Here is a 22,614-nt window from a genome sequence, read left to right on the forward strand (position 1 = left end):
ACACATGCGGACACACCTCACACCTGGCACGCCCATCAGCGTTCAGACCTTTGCCGTCCGATGAGCAAGCGGCCAGCACCACCACCGACCTACATCGAGCGTCTTCGCCGCGAGCTCGATGAGATTCGCACAGCCTACGTCGACGTGCTCGCATCCTCCCGCATCTACAAATACGAGCAGCCGTCCACCAGGGGCATGGTCCACTTCACGAACACCCCGTACCGGTGGGCCGGAAGTGATTCCGCGCAGGAAGCGGCACGTATGGCCCTGCTACAGCTGTTCGAGGGCTGGGAACCGCGCTTCCGCCTCCTCTTCCCCCATCCGACAGGAGCTGTCAGCCAATGCCTCGACATGCACCTCGGGCGGATGCGGCACTGGCTCATCCGAGAGTCCAACAAGGGTGTCGCTCAAAGCATCCAGAAGGCCGTCGAGATGATCGAGGCCGGCGTCACCGACCTCCACGCACTCACCGATCTACTCCCTGCGGACCAGTACGCCATACGGCTGACCGTGGATACCAACACGCTGATCGACAACCCTGATCTGGCTGCGCACGTCCCCACCCTGGGTCCGAGGTACATGGCCCATCTTCTGCCCACGGTCCTGCGCGAGATCGACGATCATAAGCGCGGAGGGCGGACCCCCGAGCTTCGCGAGGCCGCTAAACGGGCAGACCGGCGACTCAAAGGGCTCCGCACCAACGGTGACGTCCGCGCGGGCGTTCGCGTAGCCGGGGAGGTGTACGCCGTGTTCGAGCACGTCGAGCCGAAGGCGGAGCATCTCCCGTCTTGGCTCGATCTTTCGGTCCCCGACGATCGGATTGTCGCGTCAAGCCTGCTCCTGCAGTCGGACCACCCGGGTTCGGCCCTGTACGTCGCGACCGGCGACATCAACCTGCAGACGAAGCTGTCCGCGGTCGGCCTGCCGTTCGTCGAGCTTCCCTGACGCACCCGGCCTGGTCATCGGGCGACAGGTACGGGGCGTAACCTGCGCGGCGCCGCGAAAGATGCCGGACGTCGCGGCACCCATTCGAAACCCGATCTTGCCAGCGCCGGCAAGATCGCCACAAGCGCCCGTGGTCAGCACCTGTTACGCGGCCGGCGTGCTGTCCTCGACCGACCGAAGGCGGGCCTCCAGGAGCATCCGCACGGTGCGGTACCGGCCGTCCTGCCGCAGGCTGGACACCGACGTCACGTCCATCACCTGCACTGTTCCTCGCTGCCTTCCAGCCGAATCTTCACCGGTCCATCGTGCCTGCCTCAGGTGGTGCCAGGCGGCCGAGAGCCCGTCCAGCAGGCAGGGAGCTTCAGGGTTACGTCAGCCCGCCTAACGTAACCGAGGCGTCACGGATGTAGCTCTAACTACTGGGGAGGGCTCCAGAGGGTCCACCCCCGCGCAGACAGCGTGCCAGGGTGACCTTCAAGGACCCTCGAAGGTCACCCTCGCTTGCTGCCTCCGCCGGTGGGCGGCCTCGCCCAGGCTTACGCCACCTGTCGCTACTGACGACGGGTCCGACCAGCGCCCGCGACCGCCCATTGGGCCAGGAGGGGTGCGGAGGGTATCCGCACCCCTCCTGGCGGATCTACTTCCGCGGGGTGGCGCGGGGAGCGAGCTGGCCTAGGAGGAAGGAGTGAAGGCCGAGCCGATCGCCGGCCGTGTTGTAGACCGACCTGCTGGTGCCGAACTCCGTGGCCATGAGCTTCCAGAACAGGGCCGGCTCCTCGTGGTGGACCTGGACCGGCTCCTGCTTCCTCCACCCTCGCGCCGAGATCTGCTTGAACAGCGACTCCTTGCGTCGGGCGTCGATGAGCCCGAGATGACTTCCTCGCATGATCAGCGCCTGGATGGAGACGCCCCAGCGCGCTTTGAGGCCCGCGAAGTCCCGCAAGGTGAAGTCCTGGTCAGCCATCGCTTCCCGCAGGGGTTCGGCGGGGACTAGGAAGGCGCCCGCGAAGCGGTTCGCTTCCCCTTCCGGGTCGGGGATGTAGTGGCGGCGGGTGTGGAGGACCAAGTGTCCTAGTTCGTGGGCCAGGGTGAACCGTTGCCGATCACCGGGGCCGTCGGGGAAGAAGCCGATGAGCGCCGGCTCAGGCGGGCCAGGCCAGCAGGACGCCCCGAAATGGCCAACGGTCTCCGACTCGTCGCCGTCGCCGGGCAGGCTGATCGGGGCGACGAGGATTCCGCCTCGCTCGCAGATGCGAGTGACGTGCCTGACGGGGCTGTGCAGGTCGAGGCCGAGCGCCTCCCGGGTACGCGCGGCCAGCTCCTCGATGTCCTCCCCGGACAGTTCTTCTCCGGTCGCGAGGGGGATCGTCGGGGCGAGGTAGCGGTCGTGCTGCTTCACCAAGGTCCAGACGATGCGGTAAGCCTCCGCGAGCAGTTGATCAACCCTCTTGGTATCGCCCCGCTTCGCCTGAGAGGACTTCCGGAAGCGCAGCGTCATCGGCGGGATATCCAGGGGCACAACATCAAAGAACGAGCGCGGCGTGCCCGTGACCGCGGCGATTGTGTCGAGAAGATCGTCCGATGGATACTTCGCCCCACTCTCGATCTTCGAGATCATTGTCTGGCCGACCCCGGAGGCTTCGGCTAGATCGCCCTGTGAGAGGCCGAGCAGCGTACGAGCCGCTCGGATGCGCTCGCCCGCGTACGCCGACTGGCCGTCATGCATTGCCGCCAGCATTTTCGTTCCCCCCCTCCTCGGTGTCGTCGAACGGCAGTTGCAGGTCGATGTCCTCGTCGTCCGGCCTGAACTCCAGCCGGCCAAGATCCTCGGACTGTCGCGGCAGGATCAGGTCGAGGTCGAGCTTCGCCTTCCTCCCGAAGTCCCAGGCGCCGCGCGGACGGACGACGCGAAGCTCAACCTCGCCGGTCTCGGGGTCCCGCGACCAGAGGCCGATGAAGTGACTGCCGTCGACGCCGAAGAGGTTCGCCTGGTTGTTGGTGAAGTAGGCGACCCGTGCCCTGTTCGGCCCTGGCGGAGGTGCGTCGTCGACTCCCGGACGGAGGAGGCGCAGCTTCGCCGCACCCTGGTGCAAGCAGAGCTGCAGGTTGCCGCGTGGTCGCTTCAACGACCAGCGCCCCAGGTCGCCCGTGAGCTGTTCATCTTCGATGAGCCGGAGCGCGTGTGCCCTGGCGAGCTGCCAGCGCCCAGCGGAGTAGTGATCACCGGTCATCCCGTGCCCGTCGAAGTGCTGCCACGAGAGGTCAACAGCTCGATCGAGTGAGCGGTACAGCGGCCCGCACAGAGGCTCCATCAGCTCCAGCAGCCGGTCACGGTCCGAGGGTGTGAACATGGAGGTCATAATATGACCTCAGATCTCACACCCCAAACTACCCCTCACGGCGTGTCCGGGGTTGGGACCGGACGTCCTGTCGATCGCACCTCGCCAGGAGGCAGACCGTAACATGCCGAACGTCCCTCTCCTGCTCGCACTCCCGCCGCCATCCCTTGACCTTCGGCGCTTCCGGCTGCGCCAAGACCCCGCCGAGCGCGACCAGCGCGGTGGCGTACAACCTCCCCCATGGCGGACAACGGGGGAGCACGCCGAGTCGGTCGGCGGTGGCTGTGGATCTGCGCTGGGATCGCCGCGGCCGGCGCCGTGGCCGCAGTCGTGGGAATCTGGCACCTGCCCGACCGGATGTACCAGGGCGAGGAGGCACGGGCGGCGCTGCAGGGCGGCCTGCTGACGGCGGCCGCCGCGCTGACCGCGGTGGCCGGTGGTCTGATCGCGTTGGACGAGACCCGGCAGGCTAACGCGGAGACCCGGCGGGCGAACCGGGATACCCACGTGCGGGAGTTGTACGTGGAGGCGGCGAAGCTACTCAACGACCCGGACAACCTCGGGGTCCGCCTGGCCGGGATATACGCCCTGGAACGGATCGCGGTGGATTCCTCGGTGGATCAGCGCACGGTCGTGGAGGTGCTCTCCGCGTTCGTGCGAACCCGCAGCACCGACTCCGCGCTACGCCCACCATCACCCGCCGATAGTCAGGAATCACCACTGGTGCGGCCGGCAGCGGACATCCGTGCCGCCGTCCAGGTCCTGGGTCGCCTCCCGGCCCTCGATGGTGTCCCACGCTGCGACCTGGACGGCGCGGACCTCACCGGTCCCGCCGGGCTCGGGGGCCTCGATCTTTCTGAGGCCAACCTTCTGGGCGCCCAGCTGGCTGGGGCGGAACTTACCTACGCCGTGCTGCACGGAGCGAATCTCACTGGCGCCCGGCTGGACGGTGCGGACCTCACCTCCGCCGTGTTGATAGGAGCGCACCTCGCTGGCGTCAAGATGGACGGGGCGAACCTTAGCGATGTCCGGCTGGTGGGTGCGGACCTGACCTTCGCTCAGCTGGGCGGAGCAAACCTCACCAACGCCTTCCTCGCCATGGCCACCATGACCTATGCCGTGTTGGAGGGAGCGCACCTCGGCGGCGCCCTGCTGGCCGGAACGAATCTCACCGGCGCCCGGCTAGTTGGTGCAGATCTCACCGGCGCCCAGCTGGTGAATGCGGATCTCACCGCTGCCCAGATGGAGGGGACGGATCTCACCGGCGCCCGGGGCCTGGCGGCGGAGCAGGTGGCAGCGGCGTCCGGGGATGCGCGGACGCGGTTGCCGGACGGAGTGGAACGGCCTGCGTCCTGGCCGCCGTACGAGCCGCCTCCGGAGCAGTAAGGCGGTCTCCGGAGGCCCGCGGCTTCCCGCCGCAGACGATCAGCGAGTAGAGGCCCGACCCAGAGATGATCATTACGCTCTGCGGACCGCCAAGCCAGGCCGCCGGGGAGACCGGCGGGTGGGGGCGCCTCGCCCGCCAGGTAGGGGCGCGGCGGCCTGCCGCTACCTCGGCCAGGCGGGACGCCAGCCCGCCAGCAGGCTGCGGGAGCGGCGAGAGACCGGCGCCCGGCGTGGTGGGGGCTCCGCCCGAGACAGCCCGCACTTCGAGTGTGGTCCATGGCCAGACGGCTCCGGGGGATGGTTCCAAAGCCTGCCAAGCAGCGACAGATTCACCTTCACTCCGGGTATTCCTTGTCGTTCCGCCAAAGCTCACATCCATGCATAAATGAGTCCTGGTCCGGAGTTCCAATGCCGCGCGTTGAGCCCAATACGATTGCATAGCTATCGGGGCAGTAATTAAACGCAGAATTATCGCCTTGAGGATAATTCATGCCTTGAGCGAACTCGTACCCTTGCTGAACATCGGGAAGATGATAGTCTTCGCCGGCGCCGCCGCATCCAGCTAGCATCAGTGTTGCGCCGACAGGCAAGGTCGCCAGAAGTTTCTTCGCGAGAATCCTCGTCGCGCCGCCGATGTCAGAGATCTTGCCGCAGGCTGCGGGCCTGATTGTTGTGACGGACTCGAGTAGCACCGTACATGTCCGCATGTGTCCCCCTTGTGAGGTGGACAGGGTAGCGGCTCCCGCTCAGCCTCTGCCGGCGGGGTTGCTGGCCTGCCGGCGGGCGGCCCAGTCCTCGCGGGTGATCGCGTAGACGTTGTTGTCCGCCCAGGGGCCGATCTTGTCGGCCTCGCCCTGGAACGCCATGTCGAGCTTGCGCGCGATCGCGTTCATGCCGGCGTTGCCCCTGTTGGTGAAGGTCACGATCTGGTCGACGGCGAGCGCGCCGAACCCCCAGTCGAGAGCGGCCTGGCACGCTTCGGTGCCGAGGCCCTGGCCCCACCGGTCTCGGCAGATGGACACCGCCACCTCGATGCCGGGCCAGCCGGGGCCGAAGTACAAACCGGCCCGGCCGAGGAACTCCCCAGTCCGCCGGTCTTCGACGGCCCACATTCCGTGGCCGAGCAGCACCCACATACCGATCAGGTGGGTGACGAGTCGTTCGGAGGCGTCCCGGCCGAACGTCCCGTCCAGGTAGCGCATCGTCTCGGGGTCGCTGTTCATCGCCGTGTAGGGATCGACGTCCGCGGCCCGCCAGCCCCGCAGGACCAGCCGCGAGGTCAGGACGGTGGGGATCTCGATGACCGTCGGATCGGCGAGCTGCATTCCCCTACCGTGCCCCGGTAAGCGCCGGGCGGCCAGCGGTATGAGCGAGCTCGCGGAACTCGGCGACAGCGGGCACCGCCGCGAACGGGCGGAGATCCTCGCCGAGCAGACGTGCGCGGACGGCCACGGTGTGCGTGGGATGGCCATTCAGGACGGTGAGCGCTCGCCGTCCCAGCGCTGCCGCTTCCTCCGGCTCCGGGTGGGGGCGCAGAAGAAGCGTATTCGCGAGCATGCACAGCGCGTGGCCGAACTCTTCGGGGTGCGCCGCGGGCCCGGATGCCTCGTGCCCTGCAACGGACTCCCGGGCGTGGGGCTCGGCGCGTTTGCCGTCGCCCAGACGGACGAGCGCCACGGCGGTGAACATCTCCGCGCCGGCGATGCTGAGTGGCAGGTCTCCCGGTTGGGGGGTGCCTGCGAGCTGTGATGACCACATGGTGTCAAGCTCGGCCTGTGCGAGCTCCGCATTGCCGGTCGCGGCGTAGGCCCTCGCCCGGTAGGCGGCGTTCCGGGCGCGCAGGTACGGCGGATCCGCTGCGGTGAAAGCTGCCGTGGCGTCGTCGTACTGGTGCCGGTAGAACGCCACGCCGGAGGTCATCCCGGCGACCGACGCCTGCACGACCTGGTCACCGACCTGCGCGGCGTACTGATCGGCGAGGGCTGCGAGACGCACCGCGGACCCGAAATCTCCGGTGTTGAATGCCAGCCGGGACAGGTAGTAGGTGAGACGTCCAGCGGCGGCGGTGAGCCGCCTCCGGGCCGCCCAGGACCCGCGGCGGCCGAGAGCTGCGTCTACCTGCCGCCAGCGCTGGACCACCTGCGGGGCCAAGATCTCGTGGGGGTGCAGGGTGTATTCGGCCGCGAACCGATCAATATCCTCTTCGATTTCGATCAGCTTCGGGGGCGCCAGGTCGGCACTGGCGACCTCAACGCTGCGCTCGGCCGCGACCCCGGCGAGTGCCGAGATCGCACCAGTCTGAAGCAGTTCCCGCCGGTTCGTCGGGTCCACCCCCTCATGGTCCAGCACCGGTTCCTGCCGCAGCTTGCCTGACTTGTGCCGCAACCGTTCGTCGTTCTGCGCTGCGCGGATCTCGTCGCCCAGGTCGGCGAGTTCCTGACCGGTCCCGAACACCTCGTCGAGCGCGACCAGGACATGACGTGCTGGAAGACGACCACGATTCCGGAGCCACCCGACGTACTTCCGGTCGTACGTCGTGCGTTGTTCGAGTTGCACCGCGGAGAGGCCGTGCTCGCCCTGGAGCTGCCTGAAACGTGCCGCAAGCTGCTGTTTCAGCGTGTCGGCATCATGCACGGCGGTCCCCCTCGTCTGGCCGCAGTGACATAGGTGTCTCACCCCTGAGAAGAAGTTCTCACCCTTCCACAGCCATGTCACGCACTGTGTCATGGGTTGTGCACGGCGGGACACACGCCGGCCACTCTCCCGGACCTGCAGAGGAGCGGAACGTGACACCACCGGACGCCCCCGGGTCCGCCGGCCGGATGCCTGCCTGCGGCCACACGGCCCACCCTGACCCGTCGCCTCCCAACGTCGTGAGGCGCTCTGGTGTCGGGCCGGGGCCGGTGGCCGGGGTGGGGAGGGAGCCGGTCATACCGGCCGTTGACAGTGCTTCCTCCCCGCCCCTCCCGGTCCGGGTGCCGCACACGGCCTGGCCGGGCATCAGCGCGGTCATCCGGGAACGCGGTCGTGTCGTCCGCCCGGTCGATCACGCCCGGTCGGCACCTGGCCAGACCTGGTCGGTGGTTGTCCTCGACGCCGACGGTGACCCGATCGAGACCGTCACGGGCTTCTCGTCGCTCGATGCGGCAAACGCCTACGCCGAGCTCAGCCCGGACATCACCTGCTGGACTTCTGTTCCGTCCCGGCCCGCGATCCCCGACCGGATCCCCGGGGCCTGAGACAGGGCTGTCGCACCCCCTCCCGGCAGCCCCTCCCTCGGCCACCCCATCCGCCCCGTACACGTCAGGGGGTCGGGCGGGTGGGTGGTCTCCGCTGTCGCCTGCTCCGGTGTCGATGCCGATCCGCCGGGGCAGGCGACCACACCTGGAAGGACCGCCGTGCCGCTCCCGCCCGTCTCCGCGGACCCCATCTCACTGTGGCAGAAGCCGTCCGAGCCCCACCCGACCGCGGTGGACGCGGTCCAGGTCGCCCGCGGCCCGTATCTGGTACTCGTCCGCTCGTCGCTGGGCCGGGTGCCGGTCGGGTTCACGCCGGGCGCGTGGGCAGCTTTCGTGGCTGCGGTGAAGGCCGGCGAGTACGACTCCGATCATGGCTGACGCCGACGACTTGGACTTCGTTTGCGCCCCGTATCGCGTTCGACCGTAACCCCTCACGGCAAAGAGCCCTAGCCCACCGATCACCAAGGAGACATCTCTTGGCTACCCCCCTCGACGGCCGGATCGAGGTCCGCCCCCTGAGCATTGAGGGCGCGTTCCTGTTCGTTTTCCCCGACCAGCAGGACCAGCGCGGCAGCCGGCGGTCGTGGTTCGACGAGCAGGTCGTCCACACCGCAACCGGACGGCCCCTCGGTCCGGTCCTGGCGAACGTGACGGTCTCTCACCAGGGGGCGCTGCGCGGCATCAAGTACAGCCGTGACGGCCGTGCAGGCAAATACGTCAGCTGCCTGAGCGGCATGGTCCTGGATGTGGTGGTCGACCTGCGGGTCGGATCGCCGACGTTCGGCGCCAGCCACATCAGGCGCCTCGACGGCGGTCAGCCCGTCGGCCTGTTCCTCGCTCCGGGCCTGGGCCACGCGACGCTCGCGCTCACCGAGCAGGCGGCCATGGCCTACCTGCATCCCGCACATGACGAAGGGCCGGAGGTCGCGGTCCACCCGTTCGACTCCGATCTGTCCATCGCCTGGCCGTCGGGCCTGTCGTTCCTGCTGTCCGACGGCGACACCGCCGCGCCCACCCTCGGCCAGGCCCGCGACGCCGGCCTGCTGCCCGCCTACCTCGGAGGAGAGCCATGAGGCTGCGGAATGTTCTGGTGACGGGAGGAGCCGGATTCATCGGCTCCCACCTCGTCGTCCGTCTGATCAGCAACCCGACGGTCGAAAAGGTGACGGTGCTGGACGCCCTCACCTACGCCGGCCACCGCGACAACCTCGCCCCTGTCGCCGCCTCACCGAAGCTGGAGTTCGTCGAGGGCAACATCCTCGACGCCGACCTGCTCGCCAGCCTGATGGACGGGCAGGACGGTGTGGCGCACTTAGCCGCCGAATCCCACGTCGACCGGTCATTCCTGGAGGCCGGGAACTTCCTGCTCACCAACGTGCTCGGCACCCAGCGGGTCCTGGACGCCGCCCTGGCCGCCGGGGTCCGGCGGATCGTGCACGTGTCCACCGACGAGGTGTACGGGTCGTGGCCGTCGGGGGCTGCGACCGAGGTCGATCCGGTCCGACCCACCTTCCCCTATTCGGCTTCCAAGGCCGCCAGCGACCTGGCCACCCTCGCCCACTTCCGCTCCTACGGCACCCCGGTGTCGGTGACCCGGTCGTCGAACTGCTACGGGCCCGCCCAGCATCCCGAGAAGATCATCCCGCTGTTCGTGACCCGGCTGCTCCAGGGCCTGGAGGTCAGCCTGCACGGCCACGGCCAGCACCTGCGGAACTGGTTGCATGTGGAGGACAACTGCGCCGGGATCGAGTTGGTGCTGCGTGGCGGCCAGCCCGGTGAGATCTACAACCTCGGCGGCGGCACCGACCTGACCACCCACCAGCTCACCGCGCTGCTGCTGGAGCTGTGCGGCGCGGACTGGTCGGCCGTGTCGTATGTGCCCGACCGGACGGCCAACGACTACCGGTACAGCATGGACTCCTCCAAGGCCATGAGCGTCCTGGGCTACCGGCCGGTCAGGGGTCTGCGGGAGAGCCTGGTCGAGACCGTCCAGTGGTACCGCGACCACCCCGACCGGTGGGGGCCCGGCACCCGCAACGCCGCCGCCCCGCTCGCCCAGGTTGAAGTCTCCACGCTGACCACTACCGCGCATGAGTGAGCCGCTCTCGCCGCGGCGGGTGTTGGTAACCGGGGTCGGTGCGGCGCCGGGCCTTCAGACCGCCCGCGCCCTGCTGAAGCGGGGCTGCGAGGTGGTCGCGGTGGACGCCGATCCGCTCGCGTTCGGCCTACGGCTGCCCGGCGTGCTCGCACGGACGATGCCGCCCGTTGCCGATCCCGGCTACCACGACGCACTGGTGGCGCTGTGCGACCAGGACAGGCCCGACGCTCTGATCGGGGGTGTCGAACAGGAGATCCCTACGCTGATCGACCTGGCCGAGGAGCTGGCAAGGCTCGGAGTGGCGACCTGGCTGCCGCCCTTGCCCGCCACGCGGGCGTGCCTGAACAAGGCCCATTTCCACGAGGTGATGACGGCCGCGGGCCTCCCGGTTCCGGCGACCTGGCTGCCCGACCGGCTCGCCGAGATCCCGTCCGGTCTGCCGCTGCTGGTCAAGCCGCGCGGCGGCCAGGGTGGGCAGGGCGTGATCCGCTGCTCTACCGCCGCTCAGGCGCGTGTGCTGTGCGAGCTGGTGACCGGGCCGATCGTCCAGGAACGCCTGGCCGGCTGGGAGTTCACCGCGGACTGCCTCACCGACCCTGCCGGCCGGTCCTCGGTGATCCTGCGGCACCGCCAGATCGTCAAGGGCGGGCTCGCGGTCGTCGCCACCACCTTCCACCACCCGGCCGCCACCGACCTCGTCACCCGCGCGCTGGCGGCGCTCGAGATGGAGGGCGTGTGCTGTGTGCAGGGGTTCATCGACGACGGCGGCCGGGTGGTGCTGACTGAGGCGAACGCTCGCCTGGCCGGGGCGTTCCCCGTCAGCGAGGCCGCCGGAGCCGACCTGCTCGGCCAGTACCTCGCGGCCCTCGCAGGCCGCCCTGTCGACCACGGCCGGCTCACCTACAAGGCCGGGGTCCGGCTCACCACCGCCCCGGCCACCCTCGCGATCGAGGAGACCGACACCCCATGACCAGCACGCTGTCCCCGCCCCGGGCCGGGGTCGAGGCCAACGCCCGCCCCTATCTGCACGGCCCCGAAACCGACGCCCTCACCGCCGTCCTGCTGTCCGGTCAGTACACCCACGGGCCCGAAACCGAAGCGTTCGAGACCGAGCTGGCCGCCTTCCTTGGGGTGCCCGACGTCGTCTGTGTCGCGACCGGCACCGCCGCCCTCCACCTGGGACTCCTGGCGGCCGGAGTCGGGCCGGGACACGAGGTGATCGTCCCGTCGCTGACGTTCGCCGCCAGCGTCCAGGCGATCCGCGCCACCGGAGCCACCCCGCGCTTCGTCGACATCGACCCCGCCACCCTGTGCATCCGCGACGACCACATCCGCGCCGCCCTCACCCCCGCGACCAAGGCCGTCATGCCCGTCCTGTACGGCGGCCGGGCCGTCCCCCTCCCCGGCATCCGTGCCGAGCTGGACCGGCGCGACGTCGCGGTCGTCGAGGACGCCGCCCACGCCTTCGGCTCACGCCAAGACGGTGTCCGGGTCGGTGCGGCAGGGGCGTTGACCTGCTTCAGCTTCGACCCGATCAAGAACATCACCTGCGGCGACGGTGGCGCCGTCATCCCCCGCACCCCCGCCGAAGCCGACCAGCTGCGCACGCTGCGGCTGCTGGGTATCACCGCCACCCCCAGCGACCGGGCCACCGTGACCACCTACATCGTCGAGGGCCCCGGGTTCCGGACTCACCTGTCCGCGCTCAACGCCGCCGTTGGGCGGGTCCAGCTCGCCCATTTCGCCGAGATCGCCAAGCGCCGCATCGGCCTGTGGCACGCCTACAACGACGCCCTCGCCGGCGTGGGCGGTGTCACGGTCGTGGACGTCGACATCCTGAACACGGTGCCGTTCCACTTCGTCGTTCAGATCCCCGACCGCGACCGTGTCTTCCATAGGCTGCGCGCCGCCGGGATCGGGGTCGGCGCCCCCTACCCGCCTAACCATCTCCAGCCCGCTTTTACCCCCTGGCGCACCCCGCTCCCGGCCACCGAGCAGGCCGCGGCACGGATCCTCAGCCTGCCGTTCCACCCCGCCCTCACCCCCGGCGACGTCCAGCACGTCACAGACCTCCTGGACCAGGCGCTTACAGACGCCCGGCCCCGGGCCGACGGGTGACCGCCACACCGGATCGGCTGCTGGTGGTCTGCCTGGGTAACCACTGCCGGTCCCCGCTCGCCGAAGCCGTCCTCACCCAGAAGTCGGGTGGGGCCTTGGATGTGCGGTCCGCGGGGACGGCCGGGAAGTGGAGCAGACGGCCCGCCCACGCCACGATGACCGCAGTGGCCGCCCGGCACGGCTACGACCTGTCCGCCCATCGCGGCCAGCAGGTCACCCCGGAGCTGCTGGCCTGGGCCGATGCGGTCCTGGCCATGGACGCCAAGAACCTCACCGACCTCAAGCCCCTGACCATCCAGACGTCGACCACGGCCGTCCTATACCTGGGCGACCGGGATGTTCCCGACCCATGGGGCGGGGACGAGGAGGCGTTCACCGCCTGCTTGCGGATCATCGAGGCGGGCGCGGCCCGCCACCTGCCCTAACGCCAGCCAGCCGCGTCCACGACCACATCCGCGAGACTTTCGGCCGCGTCCGGCCGACCGAACCCCCGCGCCCGCTCCGCCATCACGGTGCGGGCCGCGGGATCGGCCAGCAGCGGCTCCACCGCCATCCGCAGCCGCTCCGGCGACACCTCACCCTCCAACGCCACCGCCGCACCCGCATCCTGCAGGTAGCGGGCGTTGTGGGCCTGCTCGTTGCCCGCCGAGGAGGCCAACGGGATCAGCACGGCTGCTTTCCCAAGAGCGGTCAGCTCGGCGATCGTGCCCGCCCCGCTCCGCGACACCACCACATCCGCCAGGGCGAGGACGTCGGCGACCTCCCCGCGCAGGAAGCCCGTCAGGAAGTACCGGCCTGACGCTGGAAGGCCCGCCGCGCTTCCGCGCAAGGACTCGATGTTGCCGGGGCCGCACTGGTGGATCACGTTCGCGTGCTCCACCAGCCACGGCAGCGCCCCGGCCACCGCGGTGTTGATCTGCCTCGACCCCTGCGCGCCGCCGGTCACGTACACCGTCGGCAACGCCGGATCGAAGCCCTCCCAGCCCAGCGCCTTCACAGCCCGCTCGGCCTGGCCGGTGAGGACCTGGGCACGCACGGGGTTGCCGGTAACCACCGCCGTCGCGCGGATCGCCTCCGGCAGCAGCTCCAACGACGGCGCGCTCGACACCGCCACCCGCGCCGCCACCCGTGCCAGCGTCCGGTTCGCCAGGCCGAGCCGGACCGTCTGCTCATGCACCACCAGCGGACGGCGACACATCCACGCCGCGAGCCCGACCGGCACCACGACGTAGCCGCCAGTCGCGAGCACCACGTCCGGACGCCACTCGGCGACCAGCGACCGGGCCTGGGCCACGCCGAGCGGCACCCGGCCCATATCCCGCATATTCGCGGGCGACGCCATCTTCAGCGGGTTGCTGGCCCGGCGGATCTTGCCGGTGGCAACCGACCGGAACTCGATGGCCTCTTCGCCGGCCACCCGCTCCTCCAAGGAAGACGCCGCGCCGACCCACAGCGCCTCCACCCCGGGGACGCCCAGGCGGGCTTGCAGAGTCCGGACCGTCGTCAGCGCCGGGAACACATGGCCGCCCGTGCCACCGCCCGTGACGATCAGACGCAACGCCTGACCAGAACCAGGAACGGCACTGCTCACAGGACTTCCCTTCGCCTCAGCGGCCATCTGGCTTGCGAAGCCTTCCACACCAGGAATTCGGAGCGCATCCCACAGCCGGCGGGGCTCGCCCTGGTGCACTGCCTGCTATGGGATGCGCTCTGGGACGACTGGCTCCGCCGCGGCATGGCCCCGCTCCTCGGCGCCCGCGCGATGGTCCGCGACGACGGATCGATCAAGCTGCGCCGCGGGACCTGGCGGGCCACCATCCCTGCTGCCCCGGGCTGGTAGTGGTCCGATCACTGGCCCACTACGTGCGGGCCTCCGCTGACCGCTACCGTCCCAGGCATCCACGCAGGTGCGGGAGGTGACATGACGGTTGACGCGCTGTACGTCCTCGGCTGCCCCCACTGCCGGCGGGAACGTGGGCAGGCCAGCCATCGGGCTGGGCTCGGCGTACGGGGCCTGCCGCCGCTGACCGTGCGCACCGGGCTGCCACCGGAACCCGGCCGCTGTCCACACGGCAAGGTCAACAAGCGGGTGCGCGGCCCAGCCGGGCCGGACAACGCGGGGTAGGTCATGACCCCTCGCGCCCTTCAGGATTGCCCCCACGCGGGCGGGCCGTTTCTTCGGGACCCGCGAGACGTGTAGCTGGGCCCGTCCAGCTCAAGCCACATCCGCACCGTCGGTCGATAGTGATCCGCTCTGCCAGTGGGGACCTTGGCGGGCCCAGCCAGTGAACCACAACACCTACATGGGAGAATCTCTCCTTTTGGGCCTTCCACGAAACTGTCGGACCTGCGTGGCTTACTTTGGGCGTGAGCCAGGAGGAGGGTCCCATGCCGCCGAACGTGATCCAGCCGACCCACGACGAGCTGACGGAGCGCCGCCAGGAGATCTTGAGGCGCGTCGGACTGACGGCGGAGCAACTGCGCGCGAGGCGCGACGAGTACAACCTCGCGGGGGACGAGTTCGAGGCTCTGACCGAGTTGGAGGAGATCGACTTCCTGCTTGGTGCATGATGTCAAGTCATGAGCGCGTCGCTGTCAGCAAAGGCGTCCGACTTCGCCACCGAAGTGCAGGAGCTCCTTGACGCAACGCTACCGGGCGACCACCCCGTGAAGGCGGTCGAACACGGACGGCGTTTTGTTGTACGCCCAGAGGGAGCCGAGCCGGAACCGGAGCTCGTCCCGCTGTACTCCGACGGGCAGATACTCGCCTCCCTTCGGATCTCGTTTCAGTGCGAAATTGATCATCAGGGTAAGTACCTGGCGATCAGTACTTCCAGATTCTTTCTGATCTCTCCGTACTCACGTACGCCGCTGGTCAGACTTGAATTTGTTAAGGACTCGCACAGCGCTCCCAGCGCCCACTGGCAGCTTCACGCCGAGCGCGGCGCTTTCAGCGTGCTTCTCGCGCGTTCCGGCGCGAGCACGCCCCACAGCCTAGCCTCGCTGCATCTACCGGTTGGAGGTGCGCGCATGAGGCCCTGCCTCGAAGATTTCTTGGAGTTCCTCATACGCGAGTGCCATGTCGACGCGCGACCGGAGTGGCAGAAGGCGATCGAGGCCGGGCGCATCCGCTGGCGACGCCATCAGATCGCAGCATTGGTCCGTGATGCTCCAGAGGAAGCGATCCGCGTTCTTGAGGAAAACGGCTACACGGTCACGGCCGGCAGTAATCCACGCATTGACAATATCGGAAAGCTCACGCGATGGTGATCAGGTACGCGGATCGCAGGACAGGGACTCCCGGAGCGCCTTCCCTCCAAGAGAGGCAACATCCCGTTGCGTCCCGCGTCATCGGCTACATCCGCTGCAACCGAGACGGAGACGATGCTGGGGCCCGCCTAGCCGCACAGCGCGCCATCATCGAAGCCGAGTGCGCTCGGCGCAGCTGGACCTTGGTCGATGTCATTAGCGACATTGCCCCCGGCCGGGGCCTCGACCGCCCGGGGATGGCCCGTGCGCTCACCGTGCTCGACGGCCAGGCCGCCGAGATCCTCACGGCCGTCTCCCTGGACCGGGTCAGCCGGACCGCAGGTGACATCGCTGCCCTGCTCCAGCGGGCAGCGGAACGCGGCTGGACACTCGCCACGGTGGACGGAGCGGTAGACCCCGCCCCGGAGAGGCAGCTGGCCGCGCTACTCGCCGCTGGGGCGTGGTCGGCTCCGAGGCCTCGATGGTTCGGCGCCGCGGCTACACCAGCCATTGCGGGTCGAACCGGTCGGGGTCGAACACGGGGCCGCGGCGGGCCGCTCGGTTCACGATGATGTGGGACACGCAGGCGGTGACGATCGCCCTGCGCTGCGAAATGTTCCGCGCCTCCCACACTGGCAGCATCTCCTCGTAGCTGCCGTCCAGCCCTTCCAGGGCTCTCAGTGAGGGCACTGCGGCGAGCTTCCGCCGGTTCGTTTCCAGCCGGGCGTTGACCGTGTCCGACATCTGAAGCCAGCGGGCGCGGCTGATCCTTCCTGCGGTGCGGTCCTCGTCGAGCTCGCTCAGCAGCCGTTCGTCGTTCTTCACCGATGTCCGGATGGCCGGGTCTACCTTGGCCCGCCGGTGCAGCCGTTCGCGGAAGTCCGGGCTGTCAAGGGCCAGGAGCACGGTGTCACGGATGTGGATGTCGGTGCGGTCCATGCCCATGGTCAGCCGGCCGCAGGAGGTGGAGCCCGGCGCTCCGGGGCAGTAGTAGCGGCGCCCTCTGCCGGTGTTGTGTCCGGAGATCCGGCCGGTGCAGATGCCGCAGCGAAGGATCCCGGACAGCAGGTAGACGCGGCCGGTAGCCCCCGTGATCCGCCCAGTTCCCGTTCGACCCAGCTGGGCGCGGAGCTCGTCAGAGTCCTCGGTGCTGATGATGCCTGGCCAAACCGCGTCGGCCACGATCTCGCCGATGATGGCGGTCGACGACTTTCCCGGTCGGTGTTCCCGCCGTCCGGAGATGCGGGCCGAGCAGAGCATCTGCCGCAGGGTGAGCGGCTTCCACCAGTTCCCGGCCGTGGTCCGGATGTCGCGTGCCTCGAAGTCCCGGCAGACGGAGGCGATCGTTTCGCCTGCGAGGACACGGTCCGCGGCTTCACGGATCAGCTCTGCCTCCGGCTCGCGGATCGTCAGCCCGTCCCGCTCGTAGCCGAACGCGCGGTGCCCCCCGCCGGACACCAAGCCCTTCTCTGCGGCTTGCTGCTTCTGCCTGCGGAGCCGCTCGGCCTTCTGCTCGGACTCGTGCCGGGCCATGGCGCCGACGATGCGGGCAGCGGCCCGGCCCGTGGCGGTGGACAGGTCAACTTCGCCTGCGGTGACGGTGGCGAGATCAACGCCTTTCCGCTCCACCAAGTTGATGATCTTTTCGAGTTCCATGGGCTGCCGGGTGAGCCGGTCAGGGTGCCAGCAGACCACAACGTCGACGTGACCGGCTTCGATGTCGCCGATGAGCCGTTCCCAGGCGGGCCGCGGCTTGCCGACGTAGGCGCCGAGGTCGTTGTCGGAGTAGACGTCAATGACAGTCCAGCCGCGCCGGTCGCAGAGGGCCTGGCAGTCCTCGGTCTGCCGGGCGACGCCATGGCCTTCGCCTGCCCGGTCCTGGCTGATGCGCACGTAGATGGCCGCCCGGAGTACCCGCTCCTGTGTTGCCCGGAGTGCCCGCACTGTCCCCATAGATCCTATGGTCGCATAGTCGTGAACACCAACCTGCGGGTGGCGCTGCGGGTCACCGACCAGGCGGAGAGCATCGACGTGCTGGGCCTGCCGGACGCCGCGCTCATCCCCGGGTCGTCGCCGGGCCAGGCCATCGTGCGGGTCGGCCAGGGCTCCCCGCTGACCTTTCAGACCGGCCGGATCGGTGGGTCCCCGCGCCGCGCCGAGGCACCGGCCGCGGCGCCGATCGTGATCGAGTCGCCCTGGCCGCCACCGGCCGATCTCGCGGACACCATCGCCCGCGCCGAGAGCATCGCGGCGGGGCCTGGCCACGAGGCCGAGATCGCGGAGCGCGCCAGCGAGGAACCGACGGATCTGCGCGCGCTGGCCCGGGCACTGCGGGAGGCGTCCCGGATCTGCCGTGTCCCGGGGCCGCGGCGGCCGTGGCTGCCCCCGCTGCCCATCCGGATCACGATCGACGATCTCCCCACGGACGGCTCGCCGGGCTCGGGCCCGGGTGGGCCAGGGCTGCCTCCCGTCCCGCTCGCGCTCGCCGACCTGTGTCTGGCCCAGGCCCAGCCCGTCTTCGCGATCGACCTCGAGCACGGGTCCCACCTGATGATCCTCGGGTCCCCGCGTTCCGGCCGCTCCACGGTGCTGCGGACCTTCGCCGGATCGCTCGCCAGGGCGGTGTCCCCCGCCGACGTCCACGTGTACGGGCTGGACTGCGGGAACAACAGCCTCGCGCCGCTGACCGCTCTCCCCCACACCGGAGCCGTCGTCGGCGTCGGCGAGACCGAGCGGGTCCACCGCCTGCTCGCCCGGCTGGCGGACGAGGTCACCTGGCGGCAGGAGGTTCTCGCCGCCGGCGGCTTCGCCGATCTGGCCGAAGCCAGGCTCGCCGCCGGGGCTCGCACCATCCCGCGCCACCGCACGGGGGACGAGACCTCGCCCCGTGCGGAGGACGAGGCGTTCCGCCCAAGCCGCCCAGGCGGTGCGGGCGGCGCACGGCCAGGGCGGCTGCCCTACCTGGTCCTTCTGCTCGACGGGTACGAGGGATTCTTAGCCTCCTTCGAGAGCTTCGACGGGGCGGCGGCGGTCGACCGCCTGCTGGCGCTCGCGCGGGACGGCCCCGCTGTCGGTCTGCGGATCCTGGTCACGACCGACCGCCGCGGTCTCACCGGCCGGCTGCCGTCCGCCATGGAGCAACGGCTGGTGCTGCGGATGGCGGAACGCGCCGACTACGGCCTGGCGGGCCTGGCGGGGTCCCGGATCCCCGACGCCCTGCCACCCGGTCGCGGCTTTCTGATCGGAGGGCCGGCCGGCCGCGTGGCACCCGTGTGGCGCGACGCCGCCGGCCCCGTCGAGCTGCAGGTCGCCCTGCTGACCAACGACCCCGCCGGGTCCGCGCAGGCGGGCATGCTGCGCCGGATGGCGGCTCCCAGCGGCCGCCGGGAGCCGAGCGCCGTCGCGAAGGGTGCCCCGGTTTCCTCCGCCAGCCCGTTCCCGCGACCGCACACAGGCCCCGGGTCAGGTCGGGCCCCGCGCCCGCCGGTTCCGCGCCCGTTCCGGGTGGACGTTCTGCCCTCGCGGATCAGCGCGCGAGAGATCGCGGAGCTGCACCCGACCGGACCGGAGCCGGGCGCCACGGTGGGGCCGGGCCGGCGAGTCCCGGTCATCCTGGGCGTCGGAGGCGACGAGCTGGCACCCGTCGGCATCGACCTCGACTTCGACGGCCCCGGGTTCGTCGTGGCCGGCCCGTCCCGGTCGGGGCGCAGCTCGACGCTGATGAGTATCGGGCGCGGCCTGCTCGGCGTGGGATCACGGCTCGCGGTCGTCTGCCCGCGTCTGTCTCCGCTGCGTGGCCTCATCGGCCCGGCGGTGGTCCAGCTGGTAGAGGGCATGGCGCTGGAGGAGGCCCTCCGGCGGCTCGGTGGCCCCGGTCAGACGGTCGTACTGGTCGACGACGCGGAGCTTGTCTCGCCCACGCCACTCGGCGACGAGCTCGCCGCCTTCCTGCGCGGAGGACACGGCGGCGGGCTGGTGGCCGCCGGCACCACCGAGGATCTCGCCGGCCAGTTCCGCGGCTTTCTGGTCGATGCCCGCCGCTCGCGAAGTGGTCTGCTGCTTTCTCCCGGCGGCCCCGCCGACGGCGACCTGCTCGGCGTTCGGCTGCCGCGAATTGTCTGCGGGCCGGGGCCGCCCGGGCGGGGGCTCCTGGTCCGACGCGGCACGATCACACCTGTCCAGGTAGTCGGACCATCACCAGAAGAAGCAGCGTGACCGCCACCGCACCCAGAAAATCGGAGTTGATGCATCAGTCCGACACCAAAGGTAACATCACGCTGTCGATCGGAGCACATCAGGACCATCTCCCGGACAGCAACCTACTACCTGTGCATCCGACCCCATGACCCCGGACGGACGGACCACCCATGCGCACTGTCACCACCCCCGCAGCTCAGCACGCGGCCGGCCAGATGACCCAGCGGCTCACGGATCTCCAGACAACGACGGCCAGCCTCGTCGCCCGCGGCAACACCCTGGCTGACCCGACGAACTGGGAGGGCCCGAAGGCGCAGCTGTTCCGCACGCAGATCTGGCCCGAGGTGCAGAACACCCTGTCCGCGCTGCAGACGAACCTCGCCGACCTCGCCCGCACCGTGACCGAGATCAACCAGCGGACCGCGCTGGCCGGTAGCTGACCGCCCCGACCAGCGCTCCCAGGCGCGACCCGAAGAGCCCGACACGCCCCTCTGCCCCAGGAGCATCTGATGACGACAACCTCAGGCGTCACCGTCCGGGCGACGCCACAGGCGTCGACCGCCGTCGACGATCTCGCCGGCATCATCAACGGCCCGCTGCTGGCCCACTTCGACAACCTGCGCGCCACCGCCCGGGTCCTCCTGGAGCCGGAGAACTGGGACGGTCGCACCGCCACCGAGTTCCGCACGTCGATCTGGCCGACGTACGAACGCACCCTGACCGACCTGCACACCCAGCTCGACCGGTTGCGCATCCGCCTCGCCGAGATCCAGACCGACATCCAGGCGGCCGGCTGACGAGGTTGTCACCGGGCGCCGCCCTGGCTGGGTGGGCGCTGCCGAGCGGGGTCGTCAGAGACCGGCCCCCGAGGGCTCCGTGAGCAGGTTGACGGCGTCGTCGGTGTCCAGTTGCACGCATCCGGCGCGGGTCCGGATCGTGGCCTCGGCGAGCTCGATGTCCAGCAACATCCAGGAGCCGCCGAGTTCGAACAGGTCCCCGGTCGGATGCCGATCGGCGAGGTGCAACACCAGGTCGGGGACGGATCGCTCGGCTACCGGCGCGACCCATCCGCCGAAGACGACGGACACCCAGTCGCAGCCGTCCGAACGCACCGGTCCGCACATCTGGAACCGGCAGGCCTGGTCCTGATCCCCCAGGACACGTCCCACCGATGCCGGCGCCAGCAGCACGATGCGGGCGGGCGCGCCACCGGCTCCGAACAGATCCAGCGACTCGGAGCCGGTCGGAACGGCGTCGGCGGGTCCCGTCGCCTCGGTTCCGGCCGGAGTGGGACCGGTCGCAGTGGGACCGGCGGAAGCAGGGCCGGCCGCAGTGGGGGCAGCGACGGTCGCGAAGCGGAGGCCGTGCACGACCCATCCATCCCACATGACCAGGCTGCCGTAGGCGGCATCGTGGACCAGCTCACGCGCGGCCAGCACGTGCACCGCCTCGGTGGGTGCGGTGCGCGTGCTGATCGACGGGTGCCCCGCGTCGTGCTGATCGATCATGCCGTCCACCACGTGCTCCTCCAGCGTCCACTATGGTTAGGTTCGCTTTATTTAAGGTTACCTAACCTAAAGGAGGAGGCCCGTGCGCCACAAGCCCGTGGCCAAGCTGAGCCGGAGCATCGGCCTGCCGCTGACCGACAAGGCGGCCAGGTACTTCGAGAACCGGCCCTACCCGCCCGGCCCGCACGGCCGCGGCCGCAAGACCATGTCGCCCTACAAGGAGCGCCTGCGGGAGAAGCAGCGGTTGCGCTTCCAGTACCACATCAGCGAGAAGCAGCTCCGGCGCGCGTTCGACGAGGCCGACCGGGGGGCCGGCCGAACAGGCCACCTGCTGATCGAGGATCTCGAGACCCGCCTGGACGCGGTGGTCCTGCGCGCCGGCTTCGCCAAGACGATCTACCAGGCCCGCCAGTTCGTCAGCCACCGCCACGTCCAGGTGAACAGCAGCCGGGTGGACCGCCCCGGGTACCGCGTCCAGCCAGGTGACGTGGTCACGATCGCGGGGCGCAGCCGTCCCATGGCGCCGTTCCGAATCGTCGCGGAGACCCAGCCGGCGGGGACGGCACCGCCCGCCTACCTCGACGTCGACCGCACCGCGCTGGTGGCCGTGCTCAGCCGGCGGCCGACCCGGCCGGAGATCCCGGTCGTCTGTGACGAACAACTCGTCGTCGAGTACTACGCGCGTTGACAGGATCCGGCCGAGCACGGGTGATCCTCAGCGCTCGGCCTGCTCCGATTTCCCGTCACGGCCGGACGGTGGCGGCGGGTTGGGTGGTCGCGGCCGGCCTCAGAGTTCGAGTTCGGGCAGCTGCGGGTCATGGATAAATCTGAAGGTCGCGGTCACCTCCTCGAACAGGCCGTGCAGCGCCGGAGCCAGGCCGGTGTTCGGGCTCGCGCAGGAGATCACGGCGACCCGGTCGAGCCCGGGGATGGGCACCGTCGTCCGCATCACGAGGCGGATGGCCGCCGGCCCGCCGTCCATCGGTCGCTGCTGCTCGAACGCGCAGGTCCGCACGGCGCGGCCGGCGGCGGGAAGGTCGACGAATCCGACCCGCCGCCACCAGCGCCGGGACGGCAGGTAGGGCACCGCGCGCCCATGCCGCGGCAGGTCACGCGCCGGACGGCCGAAGTCGCGTCCGTGCCGTGACGATCGCCGGAGGTCAGGCTCGTCCTGGGCGGAGTGCAGGCACACCGTGAGACACGCGGAGAGGCCGGCCCCCCGGACTTCCTCGATCATGACCGCGCAGTAGACGGCGCCACGCCTGTCCGCGTACGCGGCGGCCTCGCGAAGGATGCGGGCGACGGACGAGCCCTGCCCCGCAAGCCGCGGATGATCTCGTACCCGTGCGGCGGCCATCCGGGAGATCGCCACCGAACTGCGCGCGGCCTGTGTGTCCAACGCGAACCAGTTGTCCGGCACCGTGATGGTGAAGCGATCGGGTTTCCACCGCTGCGCCTTCGTATGCCCCTGCACCCAGGTCGTCCTCTGCTCGGGTGTGACCTCAGAACACTGCCATCTGCGTTGGAACTCCAAC

At 69.9% G+C, this 22,614-nt stretch carries 26 protein-coding genes; 17 read left to right on the top strand and 9 right to left on the bottom strand.

Annotated features, from left to right (window positions below):
- Nucleotides 1-60 precede the first annotated feature (60 nt).
- Complete coding sequence (locus FRANEAN1_RS31235; RefSeq protein WP_020463700.1) at nt 61-945, top strand: PIN domain-containing protein; 885 nt, start codon at nt 61-63, stop codon at nt 943-945.
- Nucleotides 946-1,582: 637 nt separating this feature from the next.
- Here the strand turns inward: FRANEAN1_RS31235 and FRANEAN1_RS37535 are convergent.
- Both FRANEAN1_RS37535 and FRANEAN1_RS37540 read right to left on the bottom strand, forming a co-directional pair.
- Entirely contained in the window at nt 1,583-2,683 is a 1,101-nt protein-coding gene (locus FRANEAN1_RS37535; RefSeq protein ID WP_020463701.1) for an XRE family transcriptional regulator, read from the bottom strand.
- Nucleotides 2,664-3,305, bottom strand: coding sequence for a hypothetical protein (locus FRANEAN1_RS37540; protein ID WP_020463702.1), 642 nt, complete (start codon nt 3,303-3,305; stop codon nt 2,664-2,666). The genes FRANEAN1_RS37535 and FRANEAN1_RS37540 overlap by 20 nt, the downstream gene beginning before the upstream one ends.
- Before the next feature lie 219 nt (nt 3,306-3,524).
- On the opposite strand from FRANEAN1_RS37540, the gene FRANEAN1_RS31250 reads away from it, so the two are divergent.
- Nucleotides 3,525-4,670, top strand: a complete 1,146-nt coding sequence (locus FRANEAN1_RS31250; RefSeq protein WP_020463703.1) for a pentapeptide repeat-containing protein — start codon at nt 3,525-3,527, stop codon at nt 4,668-4,670.
- A 335-nt stretch (nt 4,671-5,005) separates the two neighbouring features.
- Here the strand turns inward: FRANEAN1_RS31250 and FRANEAN1_RS41710 are convergent, their stop codons facing one another.
- Genes FRANEAN1_RS41710 through FRANEAN1_RS31260 form a run of 3 tightly spaced genes read right to left on the bottom strand, consistent with a single transcriptional unit; the run spans nt 5,006 to nt 7,304 of the window.
- Nucleotides 5,006-5,362, bottom strand: a complete 357-nt coding sequence (locus FRANEAN1_RS41710; protein ID WP_157472854.1) for a hypothetical protein — start codon at nt 5,360-5,362, stop codon at nt 5,006-5,008.
- A gap of 54 nt (nt 5,363-5,416) precedes the next feature.
- On the bottom strand, nt 5,417-5,995 hold the full coding sequence (locus tag FRANEAN1_RS31255; protein WP_020463704.1) for a GNAT family protein: 579 nt from the start codon (nt 5,993-5,995) through the stop codon (nt 5,417-5,419).
- 4 nt (nt 5,996-5,999) lie between these two features.
- The gene (locus FRANEAN1_RS31260) at nt 6,000-7,304 is read right to left on the bottom strand and encodes a helix-turn-helix transcriptional regulator (RefSeq protein ID WP_041254979.1); all 1,305 of its coding nucleotides are present in this window, start codon (nt 7,302-7,304) and stop codon (nt 6,000-6,002) included.
- A 341-nt stretch (nt 7,305-7,645) separates the two neighbouring features.
- Here FRANEAN1_RS31260 and FRANEAN1_RS31265 point away from each other — a divergent pair, with 341 nt between their 5' ends.
- The 7 genes from FRANEAN1_RS31265 (at nt 7,646) to FRANEAN1_RS31295 (ending at nt 12,550) form a co-directional block, all read left to right on the top strand.
- Nucleotides 7,646-7,909 carry a hypothetical protein gene (locus tag FRANEAN1_RS31265; protein WP_041254981.1) on the top strand — a complete coding sequence of 88 codons (264 nt, stop codon included), beginning with the start codon at nt 7,646-7,648 and terminating at the stop codon, nt 7,907-7,909.
- A gap of 159 nt (nt 7,910-8,068) precedes the next feature.
- The gene (locus tag FRANEAN1_RS31270; RefSeq protein ID WP_041254982.1) at nt 8,069-8,287 is read left to right on the top strand and encodes a DUF397 domain-containing protein; all 219 of its coding nucleotides are present in this window, start codon (nt 8,069-8,071) and stop codon (nt 8,285-8,287) included.
- A 98-nt stretch (nt 8,288-8,385) separates the two neighbouring features.
- On the top strand, nt 8,386-8,982 hold the full coding sequence (locus FRANEAN1_RS31275) for a dTDP-4-dehydrorhamnose 3,5-epimerase (RefSeq protein WP_020463706.1): 597 nt from the start codon (nt 8,386-8,388) through the stop codon (nt 8,980-8,982).
- A complete protein-coding gene (locus FRANEAN1_RS31280; RefSeq protein ID WP_020463707.1) occupies nt 8,979-10,007 on the top strand; it encodes a dTDP-glucose 4,6-dehydratase in 1,029 nt (342 codons plus the stop codon). The genes FRANEAN1_RS31275 and FRANEAN1_RS31280 overlap by 4 nt, the downstream gene beginning before the upstream one ends.
- Entirely contained in the window at nt 10,000-10,977 is a 978-nt protein-coding gene (locus FRANEAN1_RS31285; protein WP_020463708.1) for an ATP-grasp domain-containing protein, read from the top strand. Before FRANEAN1_RS31280 ends, FRANEAN1_RS31285 begins: the two co-directional genes overlap by 8 nt.
- Nucleotides 10,974-12,125 (top strand): DegT/DnrJ/EryC1/StrS family aminotransferase, encoded by a 1,152-nt coding sequence (locus FRANEAN1_RS31290; protein ID WP_020463709.1) that lies wholly within the window; start codon nt 10,974-10,976, stop codon nt 12,123-12,125. Before FRANEAN1_RS31285 ends, FRANEAN1_RS31290 begins: the two co-directional genes overlap by 4 nt.
- Nucleotides 12,122-12,550 carry a low molecular weight protein-tyrosine-phosphatase gene (locus tag FRANEAN1_RS31295; RefSeq protein ID WP_020463710.1) on the top strand — a complete coding sequence of 143 codons (429 nt, stop codon included), beginning with the start codon at nt 12,122-12,124 and terminating at the stop codon, nt 12,548-12,550. The genes FRANEAN1_RS31290 and FRANEAN1_RS31295 overlap by 4 nt, the downstream gene beginning before the upstream one ends.
- Here FRANEAN1_RS31295 and FRANEAN1_RS31300 read toward each other — a convergent pair.
- Nucleotides 12,547-13,716: a UDP-N-acetylglucosamine--N-acetylmuramyl-(pentapeptide) pyrophosphoryl-undecaprenol N-acetylglucosamine transferase gene (locus FRANEAN1_RS31300; protein WP_020463711.1), complete on the bottom strand. Its 1,170-nt coding sequence runs from the start codon at nt 13,714-13,716 to the stop codon at nt 12,547-12,549. The two genes, FRANEAN1_RS31295 and FRANEAN1_RS31300, sit on opposite strands and share 4 nt — an antisense overlap.
- A gap of 93 nt (nt 13,717-13,809) precedes the next feature.
- Between FRANEAN1_RS31300 and FRANEAN1_RS41715 the strand changes: the two genes are divergently transcribed.
- From FRANEAN1_RS41715 to FRANEAN1_RS41720, 4 genes are all read left to right on the top strand, one after another.
- Nucleotides 13,810-13,965, top strand: coding sequence for a hypothetical protein (locus FRANEAN1_RS41715; protein WP_347176822.1), 156 nt, complete (start codon nt 13,810-13,812; stop codon nt 13,963-13,965).
- Nucleotides 13,966-14,046: 81 nt separating this feature from the next.
- Complete coding sequence (locus tag FRANEAN1_RS31305; protein ID WP_041254983.1) at nt 14,047-14,250, top strand: hypothetical protein; 204 nt, start codon at nt 14,047-14,049, stop codon at nt 14,248-14,250.
- A 263-nt stretch (nt 14,251-14,513) separates the two neighbouring features.
- Nucleotides 14,514-14,696 carry a hypothetical protein gene (locus FRANEAN1_RS31310; RefSeq protein WP_041256699.1) on the top strand — a complete coding sequence of 61 codons (183 nt, stop codon included), beginning with the start codon at nt 14,514-14,516 and terminating at the stop codon, nt 14,694-14,696.
- Nucleotides 14,697-14,705: 9 nt separating this feature from the next.
- Nucleotides 14,706-15,395 (top strand): hypothetical protein, encoded by a 690-nt coding sequence (locus FRANEAN1_RS41720; RefSeq protein ID WP_157472855.1) that lies wholly within the window; start codon nt 14,706-14,708, stop codon nt 15,393-15,395.
- A gap of 477 nt (nt 15,396-15,872) precedes the next feature.
- On the opposite strand, the gene FRANEAN1_RS31315 is transcribed toward FRANEAN1_RS41720, so the two are convergent.
- Entirely contained in the window at nt 15,873-17,327 is a 1,455-nt protein-coding gene (locus tag FRANEAN1_RS31315; protein ID WP_049796068.1) for a recombinase family protein, read from the bottom strand.
- A gap of 21 nt (nt 17,328-17,348) precedes the next feature.
- Here FRANEAN1_RS31315 and FRANEAN1_RS31320 point away from each other — a divergent pair, with 21 nt between their 5' ends.
- The 3 genes from FRANEAN1_RS31320 to FRANEAN1_RS31330 all read left to right on the top strand — a co-directional run bounded on the left by FRANEAN1_RS31320 (nt 17,349) and on the right by FRANEAN1_RS31330 (nt 20,368).
- Nucleotides 17,349-19,589, top strand: coding sequence for an FtsK/SpoIIIE domain-containing protein (locus FRANEAN1_RS31320; RefSeq protein ID WP_347176823.1), 2,241 nt, complete (start codon nt 17,349-17,351; stop codon nt 19,587-19,589).
- A 152-nt stretch (nt 19,590-19,741) separates the two neighbouring features.
- Nucleotides 19,742-20,011, top strand: a complete 270-nt coding sequence (locus tag FRANEAN1_RS31325; RefSeq protein WP_020463714.1) for a hypothetical protein — start codon at nt 19,742-19,744, stop codon at nt 20,009-20,011.
- Between the two features lie 69 nt (nt 20,012-20,080).
- Nucleotides 20,081-20,368, top strand: coding sequence for a hypothetical protein (locus FRANEAN1_RS31330; RefSeq protein WP_020463715.1), 288 nt, complete (start codon nt 20,081-20,083; stop codon nt 20,366-20,368).
- 54 nt (nt 20,369-20,422) lie between these two features.
- On the opposite strand, the gene FRANEAN1_RS31335 is transcribed toward FRANEAN1_RS31330, so the two are convergent.
- Nucleotides 20,423-21,079: a hypothetical protein gene (locus tag FRANEAN1_RS31335; protein WP_063748416.1), complete on the bottom strand. Its 657-nt coding sequence runs from the start codon at nt 21,077-21,079 to the stop codon at nt 20,423-20,425.
- 82 nt (nt 21,080-21,161) lie between these two features.
- On the opposite strand from FRANEAN1_RS31335, the gene rpsD reads away from it, so the two are divergent.
- Entirely contained in the window at nt 21,162-21,767 is a 606-nt protein-coding gene (gene rpsD, locus FRANEAN1_RS31340; protein WP_020463717.1) for a 30S ribosomal protein S4, read from the top strand.
- A gap of 99 nt (nt 21,768-21,866) precedes the next feature.
- Here the strand turns inward: rpsD and FRANEAN1_RS31345 are convergent, their stop codons facing one another.
- Nucleotides 21,867-22,553, bottom strand: coding sequence for a hypothetical protein (locus tag FRANEAN1_RS31345; RefSeq protein WP_020463718.1), 687 nt, complete (start codon nt 22,551-22,553; stop codon nt 21,867-21,869).
- Nucleotides 22,554-22,614 lie beyond the last annotated feature (61 nt).

Origin of the sequence: Parafrankia sp. EAN1pec (assembly GCF_000018005.1) — a bacterium.
In the GTDB taxonomy this organism is placed as follows: domain Bacteria; phylum Actinomycetota; class Actinomycetes; order Frankiales; family Frankiaceae; genus Parafrankia; species Parafrankia soli.